At 72.0% G+C, this 21163-nt stretch carries 13 protein-coding genes and 2 pseudogenes; 5 read left to right on the top strand and 10 right to left on the bottom strand.

The window, feature by feature from the left end:
* Nucleotides 1-20 precede the first annotated feature (20 nt).
* Nucleotides 21-935: a zinc-binding alcohol dehydrogenase family protein gene (locus AB0O07_RS35915; protein ID WP_365641762.1), complete on the bottom strand. Its 915-nt coding sequence runs from the start codon at nucleotides 933-935 to the stop codon at nucleotides 21-23.
* Between the two features lie 324 nt (nucleotides 936-1259).
* A complete protein-coding gene (locus AB0O07_RS35910; RefSeq protein WP_365641759.1) occupies nucleotides 1260-1688 on the bottom strand; it encodes an NAD(P)-binding protein in 429 nt (142 codons plus the stop codon).
* 219 nt (nucleotides 1689-1907) lie between these two features.
* Between AB0O07_RS35910 and AB0O07_RS35905 the strand changes: the two genes are divergently transcribed.
* Both AB0O07_RS35905 and AB0O07_RS35900 read left to right on the top strand, forming a co-directional pair.
* Entirely contained in the window at nucleotides 1908-2753 is an 846-nt protein-coding gene (locus AB0O07_RS35905) for a MarR family winged helix-turn-helix transcriptional regulator (RefSeq protein WP_365641756.1), read from the top strand.
* Between the two features lie 414 nt (nucleotides 2754-3167).
* Nucleotides 3168-4817: an ISAzo13 family transposase gene (locus AB0O07_RS35900; protein WP_365641754.1), complete on the top strand. Its 1650-nt coding sequence runs from the start codon at nucleotides 3168-3170 to the stop codon at nucleotides 4815-4817.
* A gap of 23 nt (nucleotides 4818-4840) precedes the next feature.
* Here AB0O07_RS35900 and AB0O07_RS35895 read toward each other — a convergent pair.
* The 8 genes and pseudogenes from AB0O07_RS35895 to AB0O07_RS35860 form a co-directional block, all read right to left on the bottom strand.
* Nucleotides 4841-5668: pseudogene (locus AB0O07_RS35895) on the bottom strand (IS5 family transposase).
* A 211-nt stretch (nucleotides 5669-5879) separates the two neighbouring features.
* Nucleotides 5880-7403 (bottom strand): aldehyde dehydrogenase family protein, encoded by a 1524-nt coding sequence (locus AB0O07_RS35890; RefSeq protein ID WP_365641752.1) that lies wholly within the window; start codon nucleotides 7401-7403, stop codon nucleotides 5880-5882.
* 126 nt (nucleotides 7404-7529) lie between these two features.
* Entirely contained in the window at nucleotides 7530-9137 is a 1608-nt protein-coding gene (locus tag AB0O07_RS35885) for a GMC family oxidoreductase N-terminal domain-containing protein (RefSeq protein WP_365641750.1), read from the bottom strand.
* 75 nt (nucleotides 9138-9212) lie between these two features.
* Nucleotides 9213-10793, bottom strand: a complete 1581-nt coding sequence (locus AB0O07_RS35880) for an amino acid permease (protein WP_365641788.1) — start codon at nucleotides 10791-10793, stop codon at nucleotides 9213-9215.
* Nucleotides 10781-12250, bottom strand: a complete 1470-nt coding sequence (locus AB0O07_RS35875; RefSeq protein WP_365641747.1) for an aldehyde dehydrogenase family protein — start codon at nucleotides 12248-12250, stop codon at nucleotides 10781-10783. The genes AB0O07_RS35880 and AB0O07_RS35875 overlap by 13 nt, the downstream gene beginning before the upstream one ends.
* A gap of 313 nt (nucleotides 12251-12563) precedes the next feature.
* The gene (locus AB0O07_RS35870) at nucleotides 12564-13817 is read right to left on the bottom strand and encodes a GAF domain-containing protein (protein ID WP_365641745.1); all 1254 of its coding nucleotides are present in this window, start codon (nucleotides 13815-13817) and stop codon (nucleotides 12564-12566) included.
* A 103-nt stretch (nucleotides 13818-13920) separates the two neighbouring features.
* A complete protein-coding gene (locus AB0O07_RS35865; RefSeq protein ID WP_365641742.1) occupies nucleotides 13921-15291 on the bottom strand; it encodes an SWF or SNF family helicase in 1371 nt (456 codons plus the stop codon).
* Nucleotides 15288-18499: pseudogene (locus AB0O07_RS35860) on the bottom strand (DEAD/DEAH box helicase). The gene AB0O07_RS35865 and the pseudogene AB0O07_RS35860 overlap by 4 nt, the downstream one beginning before the upstream one ends.
* Nucleotides 18500-18858: 359 nt before the next feature.
* Here AB0O07_RS35860 and AB0O07_RS35855 point away from each other — a divergent pair.
* The 3 genes from AB0O07_RS35855 to AB0O07_RS35845 all read left to right on the top strand — a co-directional run bounded on the left by AB0O07_RS35855 (nucleotide 18859) and on the right by AB0O07_RS35845 (nucleotide 20934).
* On the top strand, nucleotides 18859-20028 hold the full coding sequence (locus tag AB0O07_RS35855; protein ID WP_365641740.1) for an acyl-CoA desaturase: 1170 nt from the start codon (nucleotides 18859-18861) through the stop codon (nucleotides 20026-20028).
* Nucleotides 20029-20134: 106 nt separating this feature from the next.
* Entirely contained in the window at nucleotides 20135-20317 is a 183-nt protein-coding gene (locus AB0O07_RS35850; protein WP_365641738.1) for a hypothetical protein, read from the top strand.
* Nucleotides 20318-20454: 137 nt separating this feature from the next.
* Nucleotides 20455-20934 (top strand): GNAT family N-acetyltransferase, encoded by a 480-nt coding sequence (locus AB0O07_RS35845; RefSeq protein ID WP_365641735.1) that lies wholly within the window; start codon nucleotides 20455-20457, stop codon nucleotides 20932-20934.
* Nucleotides 20935-21163: the final 229 nt, after the last annotated feature.

Genomic DNA, 21163 nt, shown 5'->3' with positions numbered 1-21163 from the left:
GCGGGTCGAGCGCCGCAGGGCTACGACATCCGCACGACGAATTTCCCCCCGGCACCGGCTGCCACCCGCGGCCACGCCGTGGGCACGTCGTCGATAGAGACCTCTTGGACGGGAAGCGCCAGTGGAGCGTCCTCGGCCATGTCGAGGAGCCGCCGGAACGTGGTGATGCGCTGCGCACGAGTGGTCCAGGCACCGGAGTGCCCGGCCGGCCGGACTCGCTTGTTGCGGAGCGGCTGGGCGCTCATGGGTGTCTCGAAAGCGGCCACGCCTCCGAAGTTGATGAGGACACCGTCGGTACGGAGCGCGTGGACGGCCGCACGCGCGGGCATCCCCCACAAGGGTTCGAGCACCACGTCGAGTCGGCCGTCGGAGGCTTCCACCAGACTGCGGCGGAGGGCTTCCTCGTCGTCGCCGAGCCGTACGAGCGCATCCGCGCCCAGTTCCGCCAGCGGTTCGAGCCGGGATCTGTCCCGGCCCGCGGCTATGACCCGTACCGCGCCCAGCCGCTTGGCGATCTGCACGGCGAGAGTCCCGACCGCTCCGGTCGCCGCCATGACCAAGACCGTCGCGCCTTCGACGGTGCTGCCGACCTGTCGGACGCGGTCGAGGAGCGACAGTGCCGTGCTGCCGGGGCCTCCGATGGCGGCGATGGCGATATCGCCCAGTGCGCCCTTGATCACGGACAGCTGTGCCTGTGAGGCGGCGTCCGGCTTTTCGGGGATGAACACGTACTCGGCCAGCGCCCCGTCGCGTCCGTAACCGGGGTGGATGATTGCGACGCGGACCCGGGTTCCCGGTGCGAGTGAAGTACTCCGCTCCACGACTCCAACGCCTTCGAGCCCGGGTACATAGGGCACCTGCGGGGGGCCGTCGAAGAACCGTCCGGCCGCGATGTGCAGATCGACCGGATTCAGGCTCGCGGCGTTGATCTTCACCAGTGTCCCGTCGGTTCCGGCACGGGGAAGGGGAACGTCTCGCAGGACCGGAGGCCGCCCCGCGGATTCGATGACAGCGGCTCGCATCAGTGGAAGTCCTTCCGGAACACGTCTTGGGCGGACCTCGCGAGCGACCGATCCCTTTCGGCCGAGCGAGACCGCGTGCGAACAGTGCGGGCTTGGTACGCGGGGGAGAGGCATGGGTGAGCCGACGGGGCCCGCGGGCGCCTCAGACGATCGCCATGACGTCGGCGGGGTCCTCGCCCAGGTCCTGCAGGAGGACCTGCGCCGCATCACGACCGGGGATCCCCGTCACGGCGCCACTCACACTCGTGGTGCCGCCCGTGCGGTACAGGCTGGGCGTGGGTATCCGATGGCCGGCCCATCCGGGTACGGGACGCTGGTTGCCACTGAACGCGTAGCTGCGGTCGCCGCCGTGGAGACCACCGCCAGATCATGTGCTGACTCCCGATGCGCCACCGGATCAGGGTCCACGTAGATCTGTCCGTGGTCCGCGACAAGACCCCGTTCGTCGAACATCAGCACCGGATTCGGCCGGATCAGGGTGTGTCCCGTGGCGCACGAATCGATCATGTAGTCGGGCCCCAGAGGCCGTTCGGGCGCCACAGCGCCACCGGGTATGTCCCGGGCGTCGAGCACGAGGCACCGGTAGCCGGCCTCCGCGAGACAGGCGGCGGTGATGAGGCTGTTGTGCCCCGCGCCGGCGACCACGACGTCAGCTCTGTAGTCCATGTCCGGATATCCTCTCCGAGTTCCGGCTTTGTGAGATATCGACGATCCCGGAAAGCCGCTCGTGTCCAGTGGTGGACGGAGGGGCGCCGGGTGGCCTTACGATTCCCTGTTGGCTATGTGGCTAGGCCAATATTGATGTCCCGGTGGTCATTCCTGTCAACCCTTCCGGCGCGAACCAAGGCCGACGGCCGGGATCTCTCCGTTCGTTACAGTTCATCCATGTCAACGACCACGCCGCGCTGGCTCAACGCCGAGGAGCGTCGCGCCTGGATCTCCTACGTCGACAGCACCACCTTGCCGGGCGACCACCTGGACCGGCAGCTGCGTCGTGAGGTCGGGATCACCCACGCCGACTACGCCCTGCTGGGGCATCTGGAGTCGGCGCCCAGTGGGGCGCTCGGAATGTCCGAGCTGGCTGAACGCCTCAATATCACTCGCAGTCGTCTGACACGTGCCGTCGCCCGGATCGAACACGCGGGTTACCTGGAGCGCCTGGACCATCCCACGGACCGCCACGGCCAGCTCGCCGTCCTCACTGTGGCGGGTGCCGCCCTGCGTGAGGCTGCGGCCCCATCTCACGTGGAAGCCGTCCGGCAGGCGGTATTCGACGACCTCGCACCGGAGCAGATATGTCAGTTCATCGATACCCACGAAGCCATCACCGCCGCGCCCCAGGACTCTTCGGCGGACTCCCTCCCGTGCATCGGCGCTGAGTCGCAGGGGCGGGTAAGGGGGCCCGCGTCGGCGGCGGGCGCGGTCCTGACGGTGCGCTCCTGGCCGGCTGCCGCCACGGTCGTGGCCCGCCGCGTGGACGTGTCCGACCGGCTGCGCCCGCATCCTCGACACGTGGGAGGCGTTCCTGCGGCGCAGCGATCGGCTCGTCCGGCCCAGGCCCACCGGCACGGCGCTTCGTCGAGGTGTTCGTCGTCGCCGTCCGCTCCGGAACCCAGCCGCGGCCTTCCGGCTCGGCAGCTGGCCTCCCGAGCCCTCCTCACCGGCGAGGCCCCGGTCTCCGTCGTCGACCAGGGCTCCCTCGTCCGCCGTGTGAAGGTGGACGGTGGGTAGCAGTCACCGGGGCCGCCTCGCCGGGTGTGAACGGTTGGCGCTTCGCGAGCCGGCCCGGTCCGCGCCGTCGGCCGCACGGATATCCCGGCATCGGCGGTCGTCCACGTCCCGCCACCGCCGCTCGGCCGGGGGACCGACACGGTTCACGCCGCTTCCGGCCCTCGGTCGCTCTTGCGGCCCGTCTTGCCCCACGGGCTGCACAAGCATTGATATCGGAAGCGGAATGCAAGGCGCGGTCGCCGATGCGGCCCGGGATTTCCCTGGCCGGAAATGACAACGAGACCGACCGCCACGGCAATGTTCCCTCCGGCTCCCCCTTCCTAAGGGCTCACAGAGAATCAACCTGTTGCTTCCCCCGATCCGGCTCGTTGGTGTGGTATACGAATCTCGGAGTCGACTCGTCACCAACTCGCGGTGAAGTTTGAGGTGTTGTTCCCGCATCTCGACGAGCGGCAGCGACGGCTGATGATGGGAGCTGAGGCCCGGATCCTGGGGCATGGCGGTATCCGGGCGGTCGCGCGGGCGGCCCAGGTCAGCGAGACGACGGTCCGCAGGGGCGTGGACGAGCTGGAAGCCGGCGAGGAGCCTCTGGGCCGGGTCCGCAGGCCCGGTGGTGGCCGGAAGAAGGCCGTGGACCTTGATCCGGGTCTGCGGCTTGCCCTGCTGGCCCTGGTGGAACCTGATGAGCGGGGTGATCCGATGTCGCCGCTGCGGTGGACGGTGAAGTCGACCAGGAGCCTCGCGGCCGAGCTGACCCGTCAGGGGCACCGGGTGAGCGCGGACACGGTCGGGGACCTGCTGCGTGCGGAGGGCTTCAGTCTGCAGGCCGGCGCCAAGACCATCGAGGGCAAGCAGCACCCCGACCGTGACGCCCAGTTCCGCTACATCAACGAGCGGGCCAGACAGCACATGGACGCCGGGCAGCCGGTGATCAGTGTGGACACGAAGAAGAAGGAACTCGTCGGTGGTTACAAGAACGCGGGCCGCCAGTGGCGGCCGGCCTGTGAGCCGGTCCTGGTCAGGACGCACGATTTCCTGGACAGGCAGGGACCGGGCAAGGCGATCCCGTACGGCACCTGTGACATTGCCGCGAACACCGGCTGGATCAGCGTCGGCACCGATCACGACACCGCCGCGTTCGCCGTCGCCTCGATCCGCCGCTGGTGGCAGGCCCGCGGCTGGCATGACTACCCGGCCGCCGCCCGCCTGCTGATCACTGCGGACGCAGGCGGGTCCAACGGCCACCGCACCCGGGCCTGGAAGACCGAACTCGCAGCCCTGGCCGTCGAGACGGGCCTGGACATCACGGTCTGCCACATGCCGCCAGGCACCTCGAAGTGGAACAAGATCGAGCACCGGCTGTTCTCCTACATCTCCATGAACTGGCGCGGCCGGCCGCTCACCAGCCACGACGTCATCGTGAACAGCATCGTGGCGACCACCACCCGCACCGGGCTGAAAGTCCACGCCGAGCTCGACCCGGGCACCTACGACACCGGCATCAAGGTCACCGACAGCGACATCGACGCCCTGCCCATGCACAGGTACCGCTTCCACGGCGACTGGAACTACAGCCTTCACCCGCAACCTCGCGACACCACCAGCTCAGCCACGAACCCGCGGCCGGCCGACCGCACCTCCCCGCAGCCCTGCATCGGGTGTCTGCGCAATCCGGAGCTGACCGGCATGCCCGAACCAGCGCTGGACGAACTCATCAACCAACTGACCCAGGATCTGGACGAGTTACGCGAGCGAGGACAGCTCCGGCAGCGAGGAGGTGAGCGCATCCGTGCTCGTGGTGCCGGGGCCAAGGACAAGCTGACCACAACCGACAGAGTCCTGGCCACCGTGCTCTACCAGCGCAAACTCGGCACCCGAGACCTGCTTGCCCAGCTCTTCGGAGTCAACGGCAGCACCCTCACCAGGGCCGTTCGCCAAGTCCAGCCCCTCCTGGCCGAGTGCGGCTGCACCATTCCACCCTCCACAGCCAGATTCCGCACGCCCGCCGACATCGCCGCGTTCCTTGCGAGCAGCAGCCCCACCGAGATCAAATCAGCATGTTGATTCTCTGCAAGCCCTTAGAACTCCTATCGCAATGACTTCGAGCGTCTCCAGCAGATGAGAGCGCATCCGAGGGTGAGGAAGGCTTCGTGGATGTCGTCGCGGATTTCCCAGCGGATGCGCAGGCGGCGGAACCAGTGCAGGTGGGCGAACGCGCGCTCCACGACCCATCGTTGGGTGCCCAGGCCGGAGCCGTGCCCGATGCCCCGGCGGGCGATCAGAGGCTTCACACCGAGATCCCTGACCAGGCGGCGGTACTTGTCGTGGTCGTAGCCGCGGTCGCCCAGCACCACGTCCGGGCGGCGCCGGGACGGCCGCGTTTGCCCGGTACCGGCGGCACGGCCTGGAGGAGCGGGATGAGCTGGGTGACGTCGTTGCGGTTGCCGCCGGTGAGGGTGGTGGCGAGCGGGATGCCGGTGGCGTCGGTGATCAGGTGGTGCTTGCTGCCCGTCCTGCCCCGGTCGACGGGGCTTTGTCCGGTCTTGGCTCCCCCCTTTAACGCCCGGATGTGGGAGCCGTCGACCGCCGCACGGGAGAAGTCCAGGGCATTCGCGCCGCGCAGCTCGGCAAGGAGGACCTCGTACAGCCGGGACCAGACCCCTGCCCCGGTCCACTCGGCGAGGCGGCGCCAGCAGGTCATGCCCGACCCGAAGCCGAGTTCCTGCGGCATGCTCCCAGGCGATCCCGGTGTGCAGGACGAACAGGACGCCCTGAAACACCAGCCGGTCCGGATGCCGCTTACGACCCGGATGCCGAGTACGCCGCTCGACCTTGGGCAGCAGTGGCTCAATCACCGCCCACAGCTCGTCGACTTCCCACGGCTTCGGCCGCGCCACCTCGCACCCCCGGATCATCGGTCCCGGAGTGATCCAACCACCTCGGAGATCCTTTCGTTAGGAGTTCTTAGCGGGACCTTGGCCCGGAAATGCCCCGGAACTGCTGGTCAGAGCTGGGATATGATGGGAGATACCGGGAGTAAGGGCGCGTTTCGACTCGCTGCTTAGATGTGCGCCGAGAAGGGCGCCTGCCGGGCATCTGCCCTGGTCAGGCGCCCTTTTTCTGCGTCTAGAAGAAGCCCAGCTTCTTCGGCGAGTACGACACCAGAAGATTCTTCGTCTGCTGGTAGTGGTCCAGCATCATCCGGTGGTTCTCGCGGCCGATGCCCGACTGCTTGTAGCCACCGAAGGCCGCGTGGGCCGGGTAGGCGTGGTAGCAGTTGGTCCAGACGCGGCCCGCCTGGATGGCGCGGCCCGCGCGGTAGGCCGTGTTCGTGTCGCGGGTCCAGACGCCCGCGCCGAGGCCGTACAGGGTGTCGTTCGCCGTCTTGATCGCGTCGTCGAAGTTGCTGAAGGACGTCACCGCCAGGACCGGGCCGAAGATCTCCTCCTGGAAGATCCGCATCCGGTTGTGGCCCTCGAAGATCGTCGGCTGGACGTAGTAGCCGCCCGCCAGTTCGCCGTCGTACTCGACGCGTTCGCCGCCCGTCAGGATCTTCGCGCCCTCCTGGCGGCCGATGTCCAGGTACGAGAGGATCTTCTCCAGCTGGTCGTTGGAGGCCTGCGCGCCGATCATCGTGTTCGTGTCCAGGGGGTTGCCCGGGACGATCGCCTCCGTACGGGCCACACCCGCCGCCAGGAACTCGCCGTAGTGGCCGTCCTGGATCAGGGCCCGGGACGGGCAGGTGCACACCTCGCCCTGGTTGAGGGCGAACATCGTGAAGCCCTCCAGCGCCTTGTCGAGGAAGTCGTCGTCGGCCGACGAGACATCGTCGAAGAAGAGGTTCGGGCTCTTGCCGCCGAGTTCCAGCGTGACCGGCTTGATGTTCTCCGAGGCGTACTGCATGATCAGCCGGCCCGTGGTGGTCTCCCCGGTGAACGCCACCTTCGCCACCCGCGGGCTGGACGCCAGCGGCTTGCCCGCCTCGACGCCGAAGCCGTTGACGATGTTCACCACACCCGGCGGCAGCAGATCCGCGACCAGGCTCATCCAGAGATGGATCGAGGCCGGCGTCTGCTCGGCCGGCTTGAGGACCACCGCGTTCCCGGCGGCCAGCGCCGGGGCCAGCTTCCACGCCGCCATCAGGATCGGGAAGTTCCACGGAATGATCTGCGCGACCACCCCCAGCGGCTCGTGGAAGTGGTACGCCACCGTGTCGTCGTCGATCTCGCTGAGCGTGCCCTCCTGGCCGCGCAGCACCCCCGCGAAGTAGCGGAAGTGGTCGACGGCGAGCGGGATATCGGCCGCCAGGGTCTCCCGGACCGGCTTGCCGTTCTCCCAGCTCTCGGCGACCGCCAGCTCCTCCAGATGCTCCTCCATCCGGTCGGCGATCCGGTTCAGCACGCCCGCCCGCTCCGTCACCGGGGTTCTGGCCCACGCCGGTGCCGCGCCGTGCGCCGCGTCCAGGGCGCGCTCGACGTCCTCGGCGGTGCCCCGGGCGATCTCGGTGAACGGCCGCCCGTTGACCGGACTCGGGTTCTCGAAGTACTGGCCCCGGGCCGGCGGTACGTACTCGCCGCCGATCCAGTGGTCGTAGCGGGACTCGTACGAGACGATGGCGCCCTCGCTGCCGGGCGCCGCGTAACGGGTCATCTCTCTGTCCTCCCGGATCTCTCGGCGCCGCCCGCCGTCGGACGCGCCCGCGGCACCCGCCAGGGGACGCCGCCTCTGCCGCACGCTAGGCATGCGTACGTTGCAAGCAGGTTGCCTCAGCCACGGTCATCCGGCGCCCGCTTGGCCGCTCTTGATCAGGTCTGCGCACTTCTCGCCGATCATCATCGTGGTGATGCAGGGATTGACCGTCGTCAGCAGCGGCATCACGGACGCGTCCGCCACCCGCACCCCGCGCACCCCCTTCACCCGCAGCGCCGGATCGAGCGGCGACGACGGATCGCCGGGCGCCCCCATCCGTACCGTCCCCGCCGGGTGGTACACCGTGTTGTGGGTGTCACGGATGTACGCGAACAACTCGTCGTCCGAGCGCGCCCCCGGCCCCGGTGCCAGCTCCGCCCCCGCCCACTCGGCCATCGGCGCCCCCGCGACGATCTCCCGGGCGAGCCGCAGCCCGTACGTCATCACCCGGATGTCGTGCTCCTGCGTGAAGTACCGCGGATCGACCTCGGGCTTGTCCCGGAAGTCACGCGTCCGCAGCCGGACCGTCCCCCGGGAGCGCGCCCGTGTCACGTTCGGCGTCAGACAGAAGGCGTTCTCCGAGGTCGGATACCCCCGCCGGAAGGTGTTCAGGTCGAAGGGGACGGACCCGTAGTGGAACATCAGGTCCGGCCGGTCGAGCCCCGGCTCCGTGTCGGCGAAGATCCCGATCTCCCACCACTGGGTGGACGAGGTGACCATCGGCCGCTTCGCCTCCCACATGATCACGCCCTCCGGATGGTCCTGGAGGTGGGCGCCGACCCCGGGGGAGTCCACCCGTACATCCACCCCCATGTCGCGCAGATGCCCGGCCGGGCCGATACCGGAGAGCATCAGCAGCTTCGGCGAGTCGATCGCCCCGCAGCACACGATCACCTCCCGGCGCGCCCCGACCGCACCGGTGTGGACCGTGTCGGGCTCCAGATACTCGACTCCCGTGCACCGTCCGTCGGCGTCGAAGGTCAGCCGCTCGGCGGTGCGCCCGGTACGGAGCTCCAGGTTCGGCCGGCTGCCGAGCAGCGGGTGCAGATACGACACCGAGGCGGACGAACGCGTCCCGTCCTCCCGCGCGTTGATCTGGAACCAGTGCGCCCCGCGCACCACCGTCGCCCCCGTGTTGAACGGTGTGACGGGGATGCCCGCCGCCGCGCACGCCGCCAGCAGCGCGCCGCCGCACGGGTCGTCCGGCGGTACGGTACGGATGGTGACCGGGCCCGTGCGGCCATGGTGGTCACCGGGTGCGTCGTTGGTCTCCAGCCGCCGGTAGAGCGGGAAGCACTCCGCCGCGCTCCACCCCGTACACCCCAGCGCCGCCCACTCGTCGAGGTCCTCGGCGGGCGCCCAGAAGGCGATGCACGAGTTGTGCGAGGAGCAGCCGCCGAGCACCTTGGCGCGGGCGTGGCGCAGAAAGCTGTTGCCGTTCTCCTGCGGCTCCACGGGATAGTCCCAGTCGTACCCCGACGCCAGCAGCGCCATCCACCGGTCGAGCCGCAGCACGCTCTCGTCACCGACGTCCGAGGGGCCCGCCTCCACCACGCAGACCGTGACCTCCGGGTCCTCGGCCAGCCGGGCGGCGACGACGGCTCCCGCCGTACCGCCCCCGACGACCACATAGTCGAAGGAGTCGAAGGAGTCGAAGGAGTCGAAGGCGTCCTGCGCGGGGTTCTCCGGGACCATCGCTGCTCCAGGGCTGGAAGGGGAGGAGGGGCGTGCGAGCAGAGCAGGGGGCGTGCGAGCAGGGGAGGGGCGCGGTCACGGGGAGCGGTGTGCCTCCAGTACGCCGGTGCGCCCCCGCTGGACGAGCCAGTAGTAGGCGAAGCCGCCGCCCGCGACAATGCCGACGAAGAGGAACGCGCCCCACCGCAGATACCAGTGGTGCGGGCCGGTCGCGTTGTAGACCTCGGGGCGCGGCCAGGCCAGGTTGAGCGACATGGCCGCCCCCCACACCACCGCGAGGACGTTCACCGGGAGCCCGAACCGGCCGAGCGAGAAGTGCCCCTCGGCCGGCTGCCACCGGCCGCGCAGCCGCCGGACCAGCATCGGTACGGTGACCATCAGATAGGCCAGGTAGATCATGATGATCGCGATACTGGTGATCACCGAGAAGATCTGCGGCTGATCGATGTTGATCACCAGGATGACGACCGCGACGGCCCCGATGAAGACGGCGGGCACCACCGGCGTCCCGAACCGGGGGCTGACCCGGGCGATCCACGGGGACGCGGGCAGACAGTTGTCCCGCGCCATCGCGAACGCCAGCCGGATCCCGGCCGCGTGCACGGCCAGCGCGCACACCGTGATGGCGACCACCACGCACCAGAGCACGATCTGCCCGACCGTCGTGCCGAGGGTGGTGAGCACGACGTACTGCAACCCGTCGGCGGCGAGACCGGGCGCGTGCAGGTCCGGTACGGCGAGCAACGCGAAGAGCAGGATCAACCCGCCGATCAGGAACGAGGCGCAGAGCGCCCGCAGGATCGCGCGCGGCGCGTTGCGGCTCGGATGGAGCGACTCCTCGCCGAGCGACGACGCCGTGTCGAAGCCGTACATCACATACGCGGAGGCCAGCGACGCGGTCAGAAAGGCACCGAGGTAGCCGAGCGACTGCCCCGCCCCGTACTGCCCGGTCTGTACGATCACGCCCGGACCCCGGGTGATGTGCGCCGCCAGCAGCCCGATCAGGACGACCGCGGCGATCAGTTCGATCATCACCCCGGCGGAGTTGATCTGCGCCATCAGCTTGACGCCGAAGGCGTTCACGAGGGTGGTGAAGACGATCAGCACCGTGCCGAGGAGCACGGCGTTGGCCGCCGCGTCGGTCGGCCCGGTGCCGTCCCCGACGACCTGGAACACGGTGGAGATCTGCGGCAGCGTGATCTGGTACGCGAGGGCCACCGCGGCCAGCGAGACCATCGTGGCCGTCGCCATCATCCACCCGCCCAGCCACCCCAGATGCGGCCCGCCGAGCTTCTTCGACCAGTTGTAGACCGAACCGGCCACCGGATAGCGGGCGGCCAGCTCGCAGAAGCAGAGCGCCACCATGAGCTGGCCGAGGAAGACCATCGGCCACGACCACCAGTAGCCCGGGCCCGCGAAGGCGACCCCGAAGTAGAAGAGCTGGAACGTGCCGGTCAGAATCGAGATGTAGCTGATCCCGGCGGCGAAGGTGTGAAAGGTGCCCAGGGTGCGCTTCAACTCCGGCTTGTAGCCGAACGCCTGGAGCGAGGCGTCGTCCTCCTGGCTCTGGAGCTCGCCGGGCGCGGCGGTCCCGGCCGCCCCGCCCTTCTGATCCGGTGACCCTTCCCCCGGCCCGCCGGTGCTCACGCGAACCACCGCAGCGGCTTCGGCGCCAGATTGCGCCATACGTGCTTGGCCTCCTGGTACTCGGCCAGCCCCGCCGGGCCCAGCTCCCGCCCGACGCCGGACTGCTTCATCCCGCCCCACTCCGCCTGCGGTACGTACGGCTGGAAGTCGTTGATCCATACGGTGCCGGTCCGCAGCCGTGCCGCGACCCGGTGCGCCCGGCCCTCGTCCCGCGACCAGACCGCGCCGGCCAGCCCGTAGACGGTGTCGTTGGCGAGCGCGACCGCCTCCGCCTCGTCGCGGAACCGCTCGACGGTGAGTACAGGGCCGAACGATTCGTCCCGCACCACCGACATCTCCGGTGTGCACTCGTCCAGCACGGTCGGCAGATAGTAGAAGCCGTCGCGCAGCGCCGGGTCCTCCGGGCGGGCGCCGCCGCAGCGCAGCACCGCGCCCTCGGCGAGCCCGGCGGCCACATACGCCTCGACCTTGGCGCGGTGCGCGGCGGAGATCAGCGGGCCGGTGCGGGCGTGCTCGTCGAACGGCCCGCCCAGCGGGATCGCCCGCGCCCGCGCCACCACGTCCGCCACGAACGCGTCGTGCAGTTCCTCCTGGACGAGCAGGCGCGCGCCCGCCGAGCAGACCTGGCCCGAGTGGAGGAAGACCGCGGTCAGCGCGTAGTCGACCGCCGCGTCGTAGTCGGCGTCGGCGAAGACGATGTTCGGGTTCTTCCCGCCGAGTTCCAGGGCGATCTTCTTCACGGTCGGCGCGGCGGCGGCCATGATGTGCCGCCCCGTCACCAGACCGCCGGTGAACGACACCATGTCGACGCGCGGGTCCGTGCTGAGCGGCCCGCCGGCGGTCGGCCCGGCGCCCAGCACCAGGTTGGCGGCCCCGTCCGGCAGCCCCGCCTCGGCCAGCAGCCGCATCAGCAGGATCGCGGTGTGCGGGGTCAGCTCACTCGGCTTGAGAACGAAGGTGTTCCCGGCGCCGAGCGCGGGGGCGACCTTCCACGCGGTCTGGAGGAGGGGATAGTTCCACGGGGTGATCAGCGCGCACACCCCGACCGGCTCGTGCACCACCCGGCTGTCCACCGCCGGATCCCCGGTGTCCACCACCCGGTCCGTGCCGCCCGCGCCCGTCAGATGGCCGAAGTAGCGGAAGCAGCGCGCGATGTCGTCCATGTCGTACGCGCTCTCCACCAGCCGCTTCCCGGTGTCCAGCGACTCGGCCCTGGCCAGCGCCGCCTTGTCGCGCTCCAGCAGCCCGGCGACCCGCAGCAGCAGCGCGGCCCGCTCGGCGGCCGGGGTGGCGGGCCAGGGGCCGCGGTCGAAGGCGTCCCTGGCCGCCGCGATGGCGGCGACGGTGTCGGGCGGCCCGGCCTCGTCGACCGTACCGACGAGGGTGCCGTCCGCCGGGCAGCGGATCTCGCGCACCTGCCCGCCGGACGCGGCGGTCCAAGCGCCGCCGATGAACAGCTCCGGCATACGGGCTCCTCCGGTTCCGGTACGGCACGCCCGGGAGTTCCGGTGGATCAGCGGGGCGTTCCCCGGGGGCGCTCTCCCCACCGACAGTAAGGAGATATGTCCGGTTCTGCCTGCGGGGGAGGCCGGGCGATGGTCCGTTCCCTACGGTCCGTGGAGCCTGTACGGACGGGGCGGCCCGTACGGACGGGGCGGCCCGTACGCACGGGCGGCCTGTACGGACGGGCGGCCTGTACGGACAGGAGCCCTGTGCGGACAGGAGCCCTGTGCGGACAGGAGCCCTGTACGGACAGCCCTCGCGACCGTACGGACGGCGTCAGGCCCGTTGCCACCCGTCGAGTTCCTCGACCCGCGCCAGCGCGGCAGGACGCTGCGGTACGGGCAGGACGCGGGCCAGCTCCCGCCAGACCGCCAGGTCGTCCTCGCCCCAGGGGCTGTACGCCCAGTCCGCCAGCAGCCCCGGGTCCCCGCGCGCGATCAGCGCCGCCCGCACCTGACCGGCCAGCCGCCGCCGGAGCCGGACGACCACGGGGGCCCGGGAGGCGGGCAGCAGCGGGCCCGCGTACGCGCACATCGCCGAGGTCACCGAGCCCGAGGCCAGCCGCCGGGCCACCGTGTCGAAGTCCGCGTCGACCCGGGCCGCCAGCCGGTACGGGCGCGAGCGCAGCAGCTCCGGGCCGAGCAGCCCGCGCAGCCGGGAGAGTTCGGCGCGGAGTGTGACCGGGGTGACCGTCTCGTCCTCGTACAACCCGACCAGCATCTCGTCCCCGGTGACGCCCTCCGGGCGGTGCGCGAGCAGCGTCACGATCTCGCTGTGCCGCCGGCTCAGCCGGATCTTCCGCCCGCCCGCCACGAGCAGAGCCTCGTCCCGGCCGAGCGAGGAGAGCCGTACCGACCCCGGTTCCGGCTCGGTCGCCACCAGCGCCAGCTGCGACTCGGCGGCGCGTGCGACGGCGGCGACGAAGGCCAGGCTGTGCGGATGGGCCAGCCGGTCCCCGCCGGTGATGTCGACCGCGCCCAGCAGCCGCCCGCTGGCCGGGTCGTGGACCGGTGCCGCCGCGCAGGTCCACGGGTGCACGGGCCGCTGGAAGTGCTCGGCGGCGAACACCTGCACGGGACGGTCGACGGCGAGCGCGGTCCCCGGCGCGTTCGTCCCGGCCACCGCCTCCGACCAGCGGGCCCCGGGAACGAAGTTCATCCGGCCCGCGAGCCGCCGCGTCGTGGTGTGCCCCTCGACCCAGAGCAGCCGGCCGTGCGCGTCGCAGACCGCGACCAGATGCTCGCCGTCCATGGCGTACGCGCCCGTCAACTCCCCGATGAGCGGCCGCACCCGGGCGAGCGGATGCCCGTCGCGGTACGCGGCCAACTCGTCGTCCGAGAGCTCCACCGCCGCAGTGCCCTCCGGGTCGACACGGGCCCGCGCCGACCGCTGCCAGGAGTCCGCCACCACGGGCCGTACGGGCCGCTCCACCCGCCCGGCGCTCGCGAACGCCTCGTACGCCCTCCGCAGCGCGCCCCGGCGCTCCACCGGGTCGGCGCCCGTACGCAGGGCCACCCAGGCATCGGACACACGGCCTCCCCGGTCGGATTCCCCCCCCCGGACCCGACCATCGTCACCCCGGCACACCGGCACGACAAGCGTTCTGCGGGGAGCGGTGGTCCGACGTGTCCGCCTACCCCTCCGCCCCCGCCTCCGTTCCCGCCCCCGCGACGGCCTCCGCCCCCGCGACCGCCTCCGCCAGCGCCGTGGCCGGGTCCGGGGCCGACGGGCCCGCCGGGGTCCAGCGAGGACCCTCCTTCCGGTACGGCCACCACCGTCCGTCCTCCCCGTACCGGAGCTGCGCCCCGCTGCCCGGTACCGTCCAGCGGCCCCGGCCCGCCGCGCGCAGCGCCGGGCGGTCGTCGTCCTCCCACGCCGCGTCCAGCGCCGCCGCCGCACGGGCCAGCGCCTCGGGGCCCGGGGGCCGCTCCCCCTCCAACACGGCCAGGGCCGCGACGCCCCCGTACCCCCACGCCCGTACGGCCAGCTCCAGCTCCGCCCGCCGCCGCCCGGTCCCCGGCGCCAGCCGGTGCGCGTACCGATCGCCCCCGGACGCGGCGGCCAGCCGTACGCCGTCCTGGCGGAGCGTCAGGGGCGTCAACTCCGGCTCCGGAGGGGCCTGGTGGTGGTCCGGCGCCGGCGCCTCGTTCAGCAGACGGAGCGCGCGTGCCGCCGCGTCGGCCGCCAGGAACTCCAGCGCGCCCGCGTCGACCCCCGCCGGCGGCGCGTCCTCCGTGTCGAGCGCGGGCGGCCGGCCGGGTCCGTCCGGCGCCGCCGGGGGCGCGGGCAACGGCGGCAGCGTACGGTCCGCGGCGAAGGCCACCGAGGCCGGCACCCCCACGGGCCCGCCGGAGAGCGCGGCGCCGGGCTCCTCCGCCGGGCGGGTCCGCGCGGCCCGCGCCACGCCGCGCACCTGAAGCTCGTCGAGGAGCGCGCGCTCGCCCCGCCCGCGCATCAGGAGCAGCAGGAACGGATCCTGGTCGAGCAGCCGCGCCACCTGGTAGCAGAGCGCCGAGGAGTGCGGACAGTGGTCCCACGCCTCGCAGCCGCACTCGGGCTCCAGATCGCCGATGCCGGGCAGCAGCTCGATCCCGGCGTCCGCCGCGTCCTCCAGCAGGTGCGGCGGCATCTCCCGGTCCAGCAGCGCCGCGACATGGCCCGCCCGGTCCACCGCCAGGTCCAGGAAGCGGTCCCACTCCGCCGCGCTCAGCCGCCGCAACAGGACATCGCTGCGCCGGGCCGTGCCGTCCGGGTCCTGGACGACCGCGGTGATCCGGCCCGGCCGTACGGAGACCGCGCCGACCGCGCCCTCGCGGGCCGCCTTCCGCCCCTTCTTCAACTGTCCTGCGTCGAGCGCCGTGTCCTCCAGCGCCCTCAGCCAGACCTGGCCCCACCAGGTCCGCGCGAAGCCACGGCCCCGGGCCGGGGGGAGCGCCGCGAGGGTCCGTACCGTCTCGTCCTCCGCACCCTCGGTCCCGGTGTCCTTGCGCGTGTCGTACGTCATCGGGTGCCCCCTCGCAGCTCCACCAGGTCCGCCAGCTCGGCGTCGGTCAGTTCGGTCAGCGCGGACTCGCCGGAGCCCAGCACCGCGTCGGCCAGCTTCCGCTTGCGGGCGAGCAGATCCGCGATGCGGTCCTCGACGGTCCCCTCCGTGATCATCCGGTGGACCTGCACAGGACGGTGCTGCCCGATCCGGTACGCCCGGTCCGTGGCCTGCGCCTCGACCGCCGGATTCCACCAGCGGTCGAAGTGCACCACATGCTCCGCGCGGGTCAGATTCAGCCCGGTGCCCGCCGCCTTGAGCGAGAGCAGGAAGACCGGCACCTCGCCGCGCTGGAGCCGTCCACCATCGCCTCCCGCTCCGGGACCGGCGTGCCGCCGTGCAGAAACCGCGTCGGTACGCCGCGCGCCGCCAGATGCGTCTCCAGCAGCCGCGCCATCCGTACGTACTGCGTGAAGACCAGCACGCTCGCGCCCTCCGCCAGAATCGTGTCCAGCAACTCGTCCAGCAGCTCCAGCTTCCCCGAACGGCCCGTCAGCCGCAGGCGCTCCCCGTGCTCCCCCTTCTCCGCCTCCTCCTTCAGATACTGCGCCGGATGGTTGCAGATCTGCTTGAGCGAGGTCAGCAGTGTGACGATCAGACCGCGTCGCTCCATGCCGTCCGCCACCGCGATCGCCTCCAGCGTCTCCCGCACCACCGCCTCGTACAGCCCGGTCTGCTCCGGCGTCAGCGAGACGGCCCGGTCGGTCTCGGTCTTGGGCGGCAGTTCGGGCGCGATCCCCGGGTCGGACTTCCGGCGGCGCAGCAGGAACGGCCGGACCAGCGCCGCCAGCCGCTCGGCCGCCGCCGGGTCACTCCCGCTCTCGGCGGGGTGCGCGTAACGGGTGCGGAAGGTGCCGAGCCGTCCGAGGAGCCCGGGGGTGGTCCAGTCGAGGATCGCCCACAGCTCGGAGAGGTTGTTCTCGACCGGGGTGCCGGAGAGCGCGACCCTGGCCCGGCCGCCGAGGAGCCGGAGCCGCCGGGCGGTCGCCGCGTACGGGTTCTTGACGTGCTGCGCCTCGTCGGCGACGACCAGACCCCAGTCGACGGTGGCGAGCCGCTCCGCGTCCAGCCGCATCGTGCCGTACGTGGTGAGCACGAACTCCCCGTCCACCAGGGACTCCAGGGTCCTGGCGGTGCCGTGGAAGCGGCGTACGGGCGTGCCGGGAGCGAACCGTTCGATCTCGCGCTGCCAGTTCCCCAGCAGCGAGGCGGGACAGACGACCAGGGTGGGCCCGGCGGCCGACGGCTCGCCCTGCCGGTGCAGATGGAGCGCGATCAGGGTGATCGTCTTGCCGAGGCCCATGTCGTCGGCGAGGCAGCAGCCGAGGCCGAGCGAGGTCATCCGGTGCAGCCAGTCGAGCCCGCGCAGTTGGTAGTCGCGCAGGGTCGCGTCGAGCGCCGCGGGCGGTCCGATCACAGGTTCGGTGCCGGCGGGGTCGGCGATCCGGTCGCGGAGCGCGGCGAGCCATCCGGTGGCCCGGACCTCGACCCGGCGGCCGGCGGCCTCCGTCGAACCGGTCAGCACCGCTTCGAGCGCGTCGACCGGCGTGACCTGGGTGTTCCGGCTCTCGCGGGCACGCCGTACCTCCGCCGGGTCGATCAGCACCCACTGGTCGCGCAGGCGTACGAGGGGGCGGCTCGCCTCGGCGAGCCGGTCCAGCTCGGCCCGGCCGATCGGCGTGTCGCCCAGCGCGAAGTGCCAGTCGAAGGCGAGCAGCGCGTCGGCGGAGAGGACGCCGGGGGAGCGGGAGTCGGGGGAGGCGGAGCCGAGGGAGCGGAAGGGATCCGGGTTCCGCCCGTCGCCGTCCCGCTCGCCGGGGTCCGCGAGGGTGTCGTACGGGGTATGGGAGGCGTGGGGGCTGTACGGGTCGTACGGGTCGTACGGACCGATGACGGCCCGGGCGGTCAGGGTACGGGCCAGCTCCCTGGGCCAGTGCACCTGGACGCCGGCCGCCGCGAGCGCCCCGGACGCCTCGCCCAGCAGCTCGGTGACCTCCTCGTCCGCGAGGTCGAGCGCGTCGGGCGCGGCGGCGGAGAGCAGCGGGGCGAGCGCCGGCCAGGCCCGGGCGGCCCGGCGCAGGGCGAGCAGGGCGTCCAGCCGGGCGCGCGGGGCGAAGCCCGTGACGGCGGCGCCGGACCACACATCGGCGGCGTCGGCGACGATCGTGGGGTCGCTGACGCTGTGTATCTGGAGCACGGCGCGGAAGACGGCGCCGGCCGGGTCCGCCGGAGCGGCGCCCTCGCCCGGATCAGCCGCCTCGCCCGGACCGGCCGCCTCGCCCGGACCGGCCACCTCGGGCAGGCCGGTGACCTCGACGCGGAGCGAGAGCCGTACGCCCGCGTCGTGCCCGGCGGCCACATCGGCCGTCCAGCCCCGGAGTTCGGGGAAGCGGCGCCGGGGGGTCGCCGCGGGCGCGGCGAAGGCGTCGCCCCCGGCGAGAACCGGTGCGGCGGGGGTACGCGGCAGGGTGTCGGCGACCGCGTCGAGAAAGTCCCGCAGCAGTCGCTCGGGCTCGGGCAGCATCAGCGTCCCTTCCCCGGGCTCGCCCGGTCCGGTGGCTTCGGAACCGCCGGTTTCGCGTACGGCGGCGGTCGTGGGCCGGGGAGCGGACGGTCCGCCCAGCGGTACGGCGTGGGCGGTCGGCGGCATCGCGGCGGCGAGCGCCCGTACCCGGTCCAGGTCCCGCGCGGTGAGCGGACCGGCCCGCCAACTGTCCTGGTCGGTACCGGTGAGCCCGGGCAGCAGCAGTCCCCGGGCCGCGAGTTCGAGCGCGAGCAGGGCGGCCGAACCCCAGAACGCGGCCGACGGCGAGGCGCCGGGGGCGGCACGGGCCCGGGTCAGATACGGGAGCGCGTCGGCGACCGGCGTCAGCAGTGCCGTGACGGTGACGAGACGGCACTCGGGGGTGACGACGGCCAGCTCCGCCAGGGTGCCCGGGACGCCGTCGGGGCCCAGGCGGCCGCCGGGGGCTTCGGGAGGGTCATGGGGATCCCAGGAGGCGATCCGGCCGGCGCGGGCCGGGTCACCGGGGAGGAAGACGACGGAACGGCGGGCGGGTCCGGTGGTCCAGGGGGTCCGGGAGGGCGGTGCCGCAGGGAGGCTGTGCACGGCGAAAACACATTCCTCAAATTTGACTAGTGGAGCTCTGGGGCGCCGAGGGTACCCCATCAGCGCCCCGCCCGGAGAACGCCGCCGCCGGGCCGTGACGCACCCCGGGCCCGCCGACCGCGTCCCGCCGGCCGGCCGGGGTGGCGGGCGGCACCCTCGGCCCTCCCGAAAACCCCCCGTAGTTCCGGGGGTTGGCGCCATGGTCCCCGCCATCCGCGCCACCGTACGTTTCTGGAGGTCAAGCGGGGCACGCGCGACTTCTTCCCCGCTCGCCCCGTCCCAGAGCCGCCTTCCACCACCACGCCATCCCGCCACCACACCGTTTCGCCAGCACGCCATCCCGCTACCACGCCGTTTCGCCAGCACGCCATCCCGCTACCACGCCGTTTCGCCATCACGCCCACAGACCGGAGACCGACATGCCCCGAGCCGCCACAGCTCCCACCGACTCCGCGACCCCGGTCGCGGGGCCGCCCCCCGCCCCCGGCGCCGCAGCGCCGCGCGCGGGCAGCGACTTCGCGCCCCTCCTGCGGACGGTCAGGGAGCAGGGGCTCCTGGAACGCCGCACCGCCTGGTACGCCCGGGGCATAGCCGTCAACTTCCTCCTCCTGGGCGCGATCGTCGCCGGGCTGGTCCTGATCGGACCTTCCTGGTGGGCGCTGCTCCTGGCGCCCCCGCTCGCGGTCGTCTCCGCGCGGATGGCGTTCATCGGCCATGACGCGGGACACTCCCAGATCACCGCCGACCGGAGGAAGAGCCGGCTGATCCAGCTCGTCCACGCCAATCTGCTGCTCGGCATGAGCCAGGAGTGGTGGAACGACAAGCACAACCGGCACCACGCCAACCCCAACCACCTCGACAAGGACCCGGATGTAGCCGCCGACATCCTCGTCTTCGCCCAGCACCAGACCGAGGGGCGCACGGGGCTGCGCGGTTGGCTCACCCGCCACCAGGCCTGGCTGTTCTTCCCGCTCACCACGTTGGAGGGCATCGCCCTCAAGGTCTACGGCTTCCAGGCGGTCTTCGCGCGTGGTGAGGGCGGCCGAGCCGACCAGGACGACCCGGCAGGTCAGCCCGTTCGGGCCGGTCAGGGCGGCGGCGAGCCGCGCCGGATGCCGCCGCGCCGGAGGGCGACGGAGGGACTGCTGCTCCTGGCGCATGTCGTCGGCTACGTCACCCTGCTGCTGACCACGCTCACCGTCTGGCAGGCCCTCGTCTTCGCTGTGATCAACCAGATGATCCTGGGACTCCACCTCGGCATGGCCTTCGCGCCCAACCACAAGGGCATGGAGATGCCCGACCCGGAGAACAGCAAGGACTGGGGCCATCTGCGCCGCCAGGTCCTCACCTCGCGCAACGTACGCGGGGGGCTCTTCACCGACTGGTTCCTCGGCGGGCTGAACTACCAGATCGAGCACCACCTCTTCCCCAGCATGCCCCGCCCCCACCTGCGGCTCGCACAGCCGCTGGTCCGGGCGCACTGCCGGGCGCTCGGGGTGCCGTACACCGAGACAGGGCTGGTCGACTCGTACCGCCAGGCCCTCGGCCACCTGCACGAGGTCGGCGAGCCGCTGCGCGCGAGCGCATAGGCGAGCCGCTGCGCGCGAGCGCATAGTGGAGTGGAACTGGCGGACGACCGCGCACGTTCACCGACTGGGAACGGAGCGGCCGCCACGCCGCGAAGGAGGCGTCGAGATGTCGACAAGCGCGAAGATCGCCATCGGGGGAGTAGCCGTTGGCCTTCTCCTGACGCCATTGATCGGATTCTGGTTCGCACTGCTGGTGGTCGTCGGGGTGCCCACCGCCGCGTATCTGATGCTGGACCCGTCGCAGCGCCGGAGGCTGCGCAGGATCAGCCGCAAGGAGCTGGGCCGCTGAGGGGCGACGGCTGCTGAGGGACGACGGCCGCTGAGGAGCGCCCAGCGGAGTTCCGGTCCCGGGGAACCGATGGTCCGGTCCCCGGGTCCGGAATTCCGTTTCGGGATCGCTCGGGCGAACGCATATGGTCGGGGGCTGTGCAGCACTACACCGTCGCCACCGTTGCCCTCGACCACCCCGACGCCGTCCGGCTCAGCGACGAGGTGCAGGCGGAGTACCGCAAGCGCTTCGGCCACGACGACACCACACCGCTGAGCCCCTCGTACTTCGCCGCGCCGAACGGACTCTTCCTCGTCGCGTACCGAGACGGCGCCCCCGTCGCCTCCGGCGGCTGGCGCGCCCAGGACACCACGGACGACGGATATCTCGGCGGAGACGCCGAGGTGAAGCGGATGTACGTGGTCCCCGAGGCGCGCGGACGCGGGCTGGCCCGCCGCATCCTGGGCGCGCTGGAGGAGAGCGCGCGGTCGGCGGGGCGGCGGCGGATGGTGCTGGAGACCGGCGACGTGCTCCCCGAAGCGGTACGGCTCTACCAGTCCAGCGGCTATCTGCCGACCACGGGCTTCGGCTTCTACCGCGACCACCCGGACAGCCGCTTCTTCCAGAAACCACTCTGACCCCGACCGGCCCGACCGGCCCGACCGGCAGGACACCGCGCCTGGGGCCCGGCGGACCGGACACCGGGCCGCCCTTCCGGGCGCCGGTAACCGGGAGGGCGCCGGACCTGGGCCACTGGACTCCGGGACTCGTCTCGGGCCGATCTCACTCCTCGCCCTGGGTGCCGGAACCGGGCGCCGGGACCTGGGCCCCTCTCGGGCCGGAACCGGGTGCCGGACTCGGCGGAGC

The organism is Streptomyces sp. NPDC093085 (assembly GCF_040683935.1).
Classification (GTDB): domain Bacteria; phylum Actinomycetota; class Actinomycetes; order Streptomycetales; family Streptomycetaceae; genus Streptomyces.
The sequence above is the reverse complement of the archived record's forward strand: the minus strand, read 5'-3'. Positions and strand labels throughout refer to the sequence as shown.

What these genes read in the sequence shown, in the direction of transcription:
- AB0O07_RS35910 (WP_365641759.1), bottom strand. Translation starts at nt 1,688, where the DNA reads ATGGACTACAGAGCTGACGTCGTGGTCGCCGGCGCGGGGCACAACAGC.
- AB0O07_RS35850 (WP_365641738.1), top strand. Translation starts at nt 20,135, where the DNA reads ATGTCGACAAGCGCGAAGATCGCCATCGGGGGAGTAGCCGTTGGCCTT.
- AB0O07_RS35865 (WP_365641742.1), bottom strand. Translation starts at nt 15,291, where the DNA reads ATGACGTACGACACGCGCAAGGACACCGGGACCGAGGGTGCGGAGGAC.
- AB0O07_RS35905 (WP_365641756.1), top strand. Translation starts at nt 1,908, where the DNA reads ATGTCAACGACCACGCCGCGCTGGCTCAACGCCGAGGAGCGTCGCGCC.
- AB0O07_RS35855 (WP_365641740.1), top strand. Translation starts at nt 18,859, where the DNA reads ATGCCCCGAGCCGCCACAGCTCCCACCGACTCCGCGACCCCGGTCGCG.
- AB0O07_RS35890 (WP_365641752.1), bottom strand. Translation starts at nt 7,403, where the DNA reads ATGACCCGTTACGCGGCGCCCGGCAGCGAGGGCGCCATCGTCTCGTAC.
- AB0O07_RS35875 (WP_365641747.1), bottom strand. Translation starts at nt 12,250, where the DNA reads ATGCCGGAGCTGTTCATCGGCGGCGCTTGGACCGCCGCGTCCGGCGGG.
- AB0O07_RS35885 (WP_365641750.1), bottom strand. Translation starts at nt 9,137, where the DNA reads ATGGTCCCGGAGAACCCCGCGCAGGACGCCTTCGACTCCTTCGACTCC.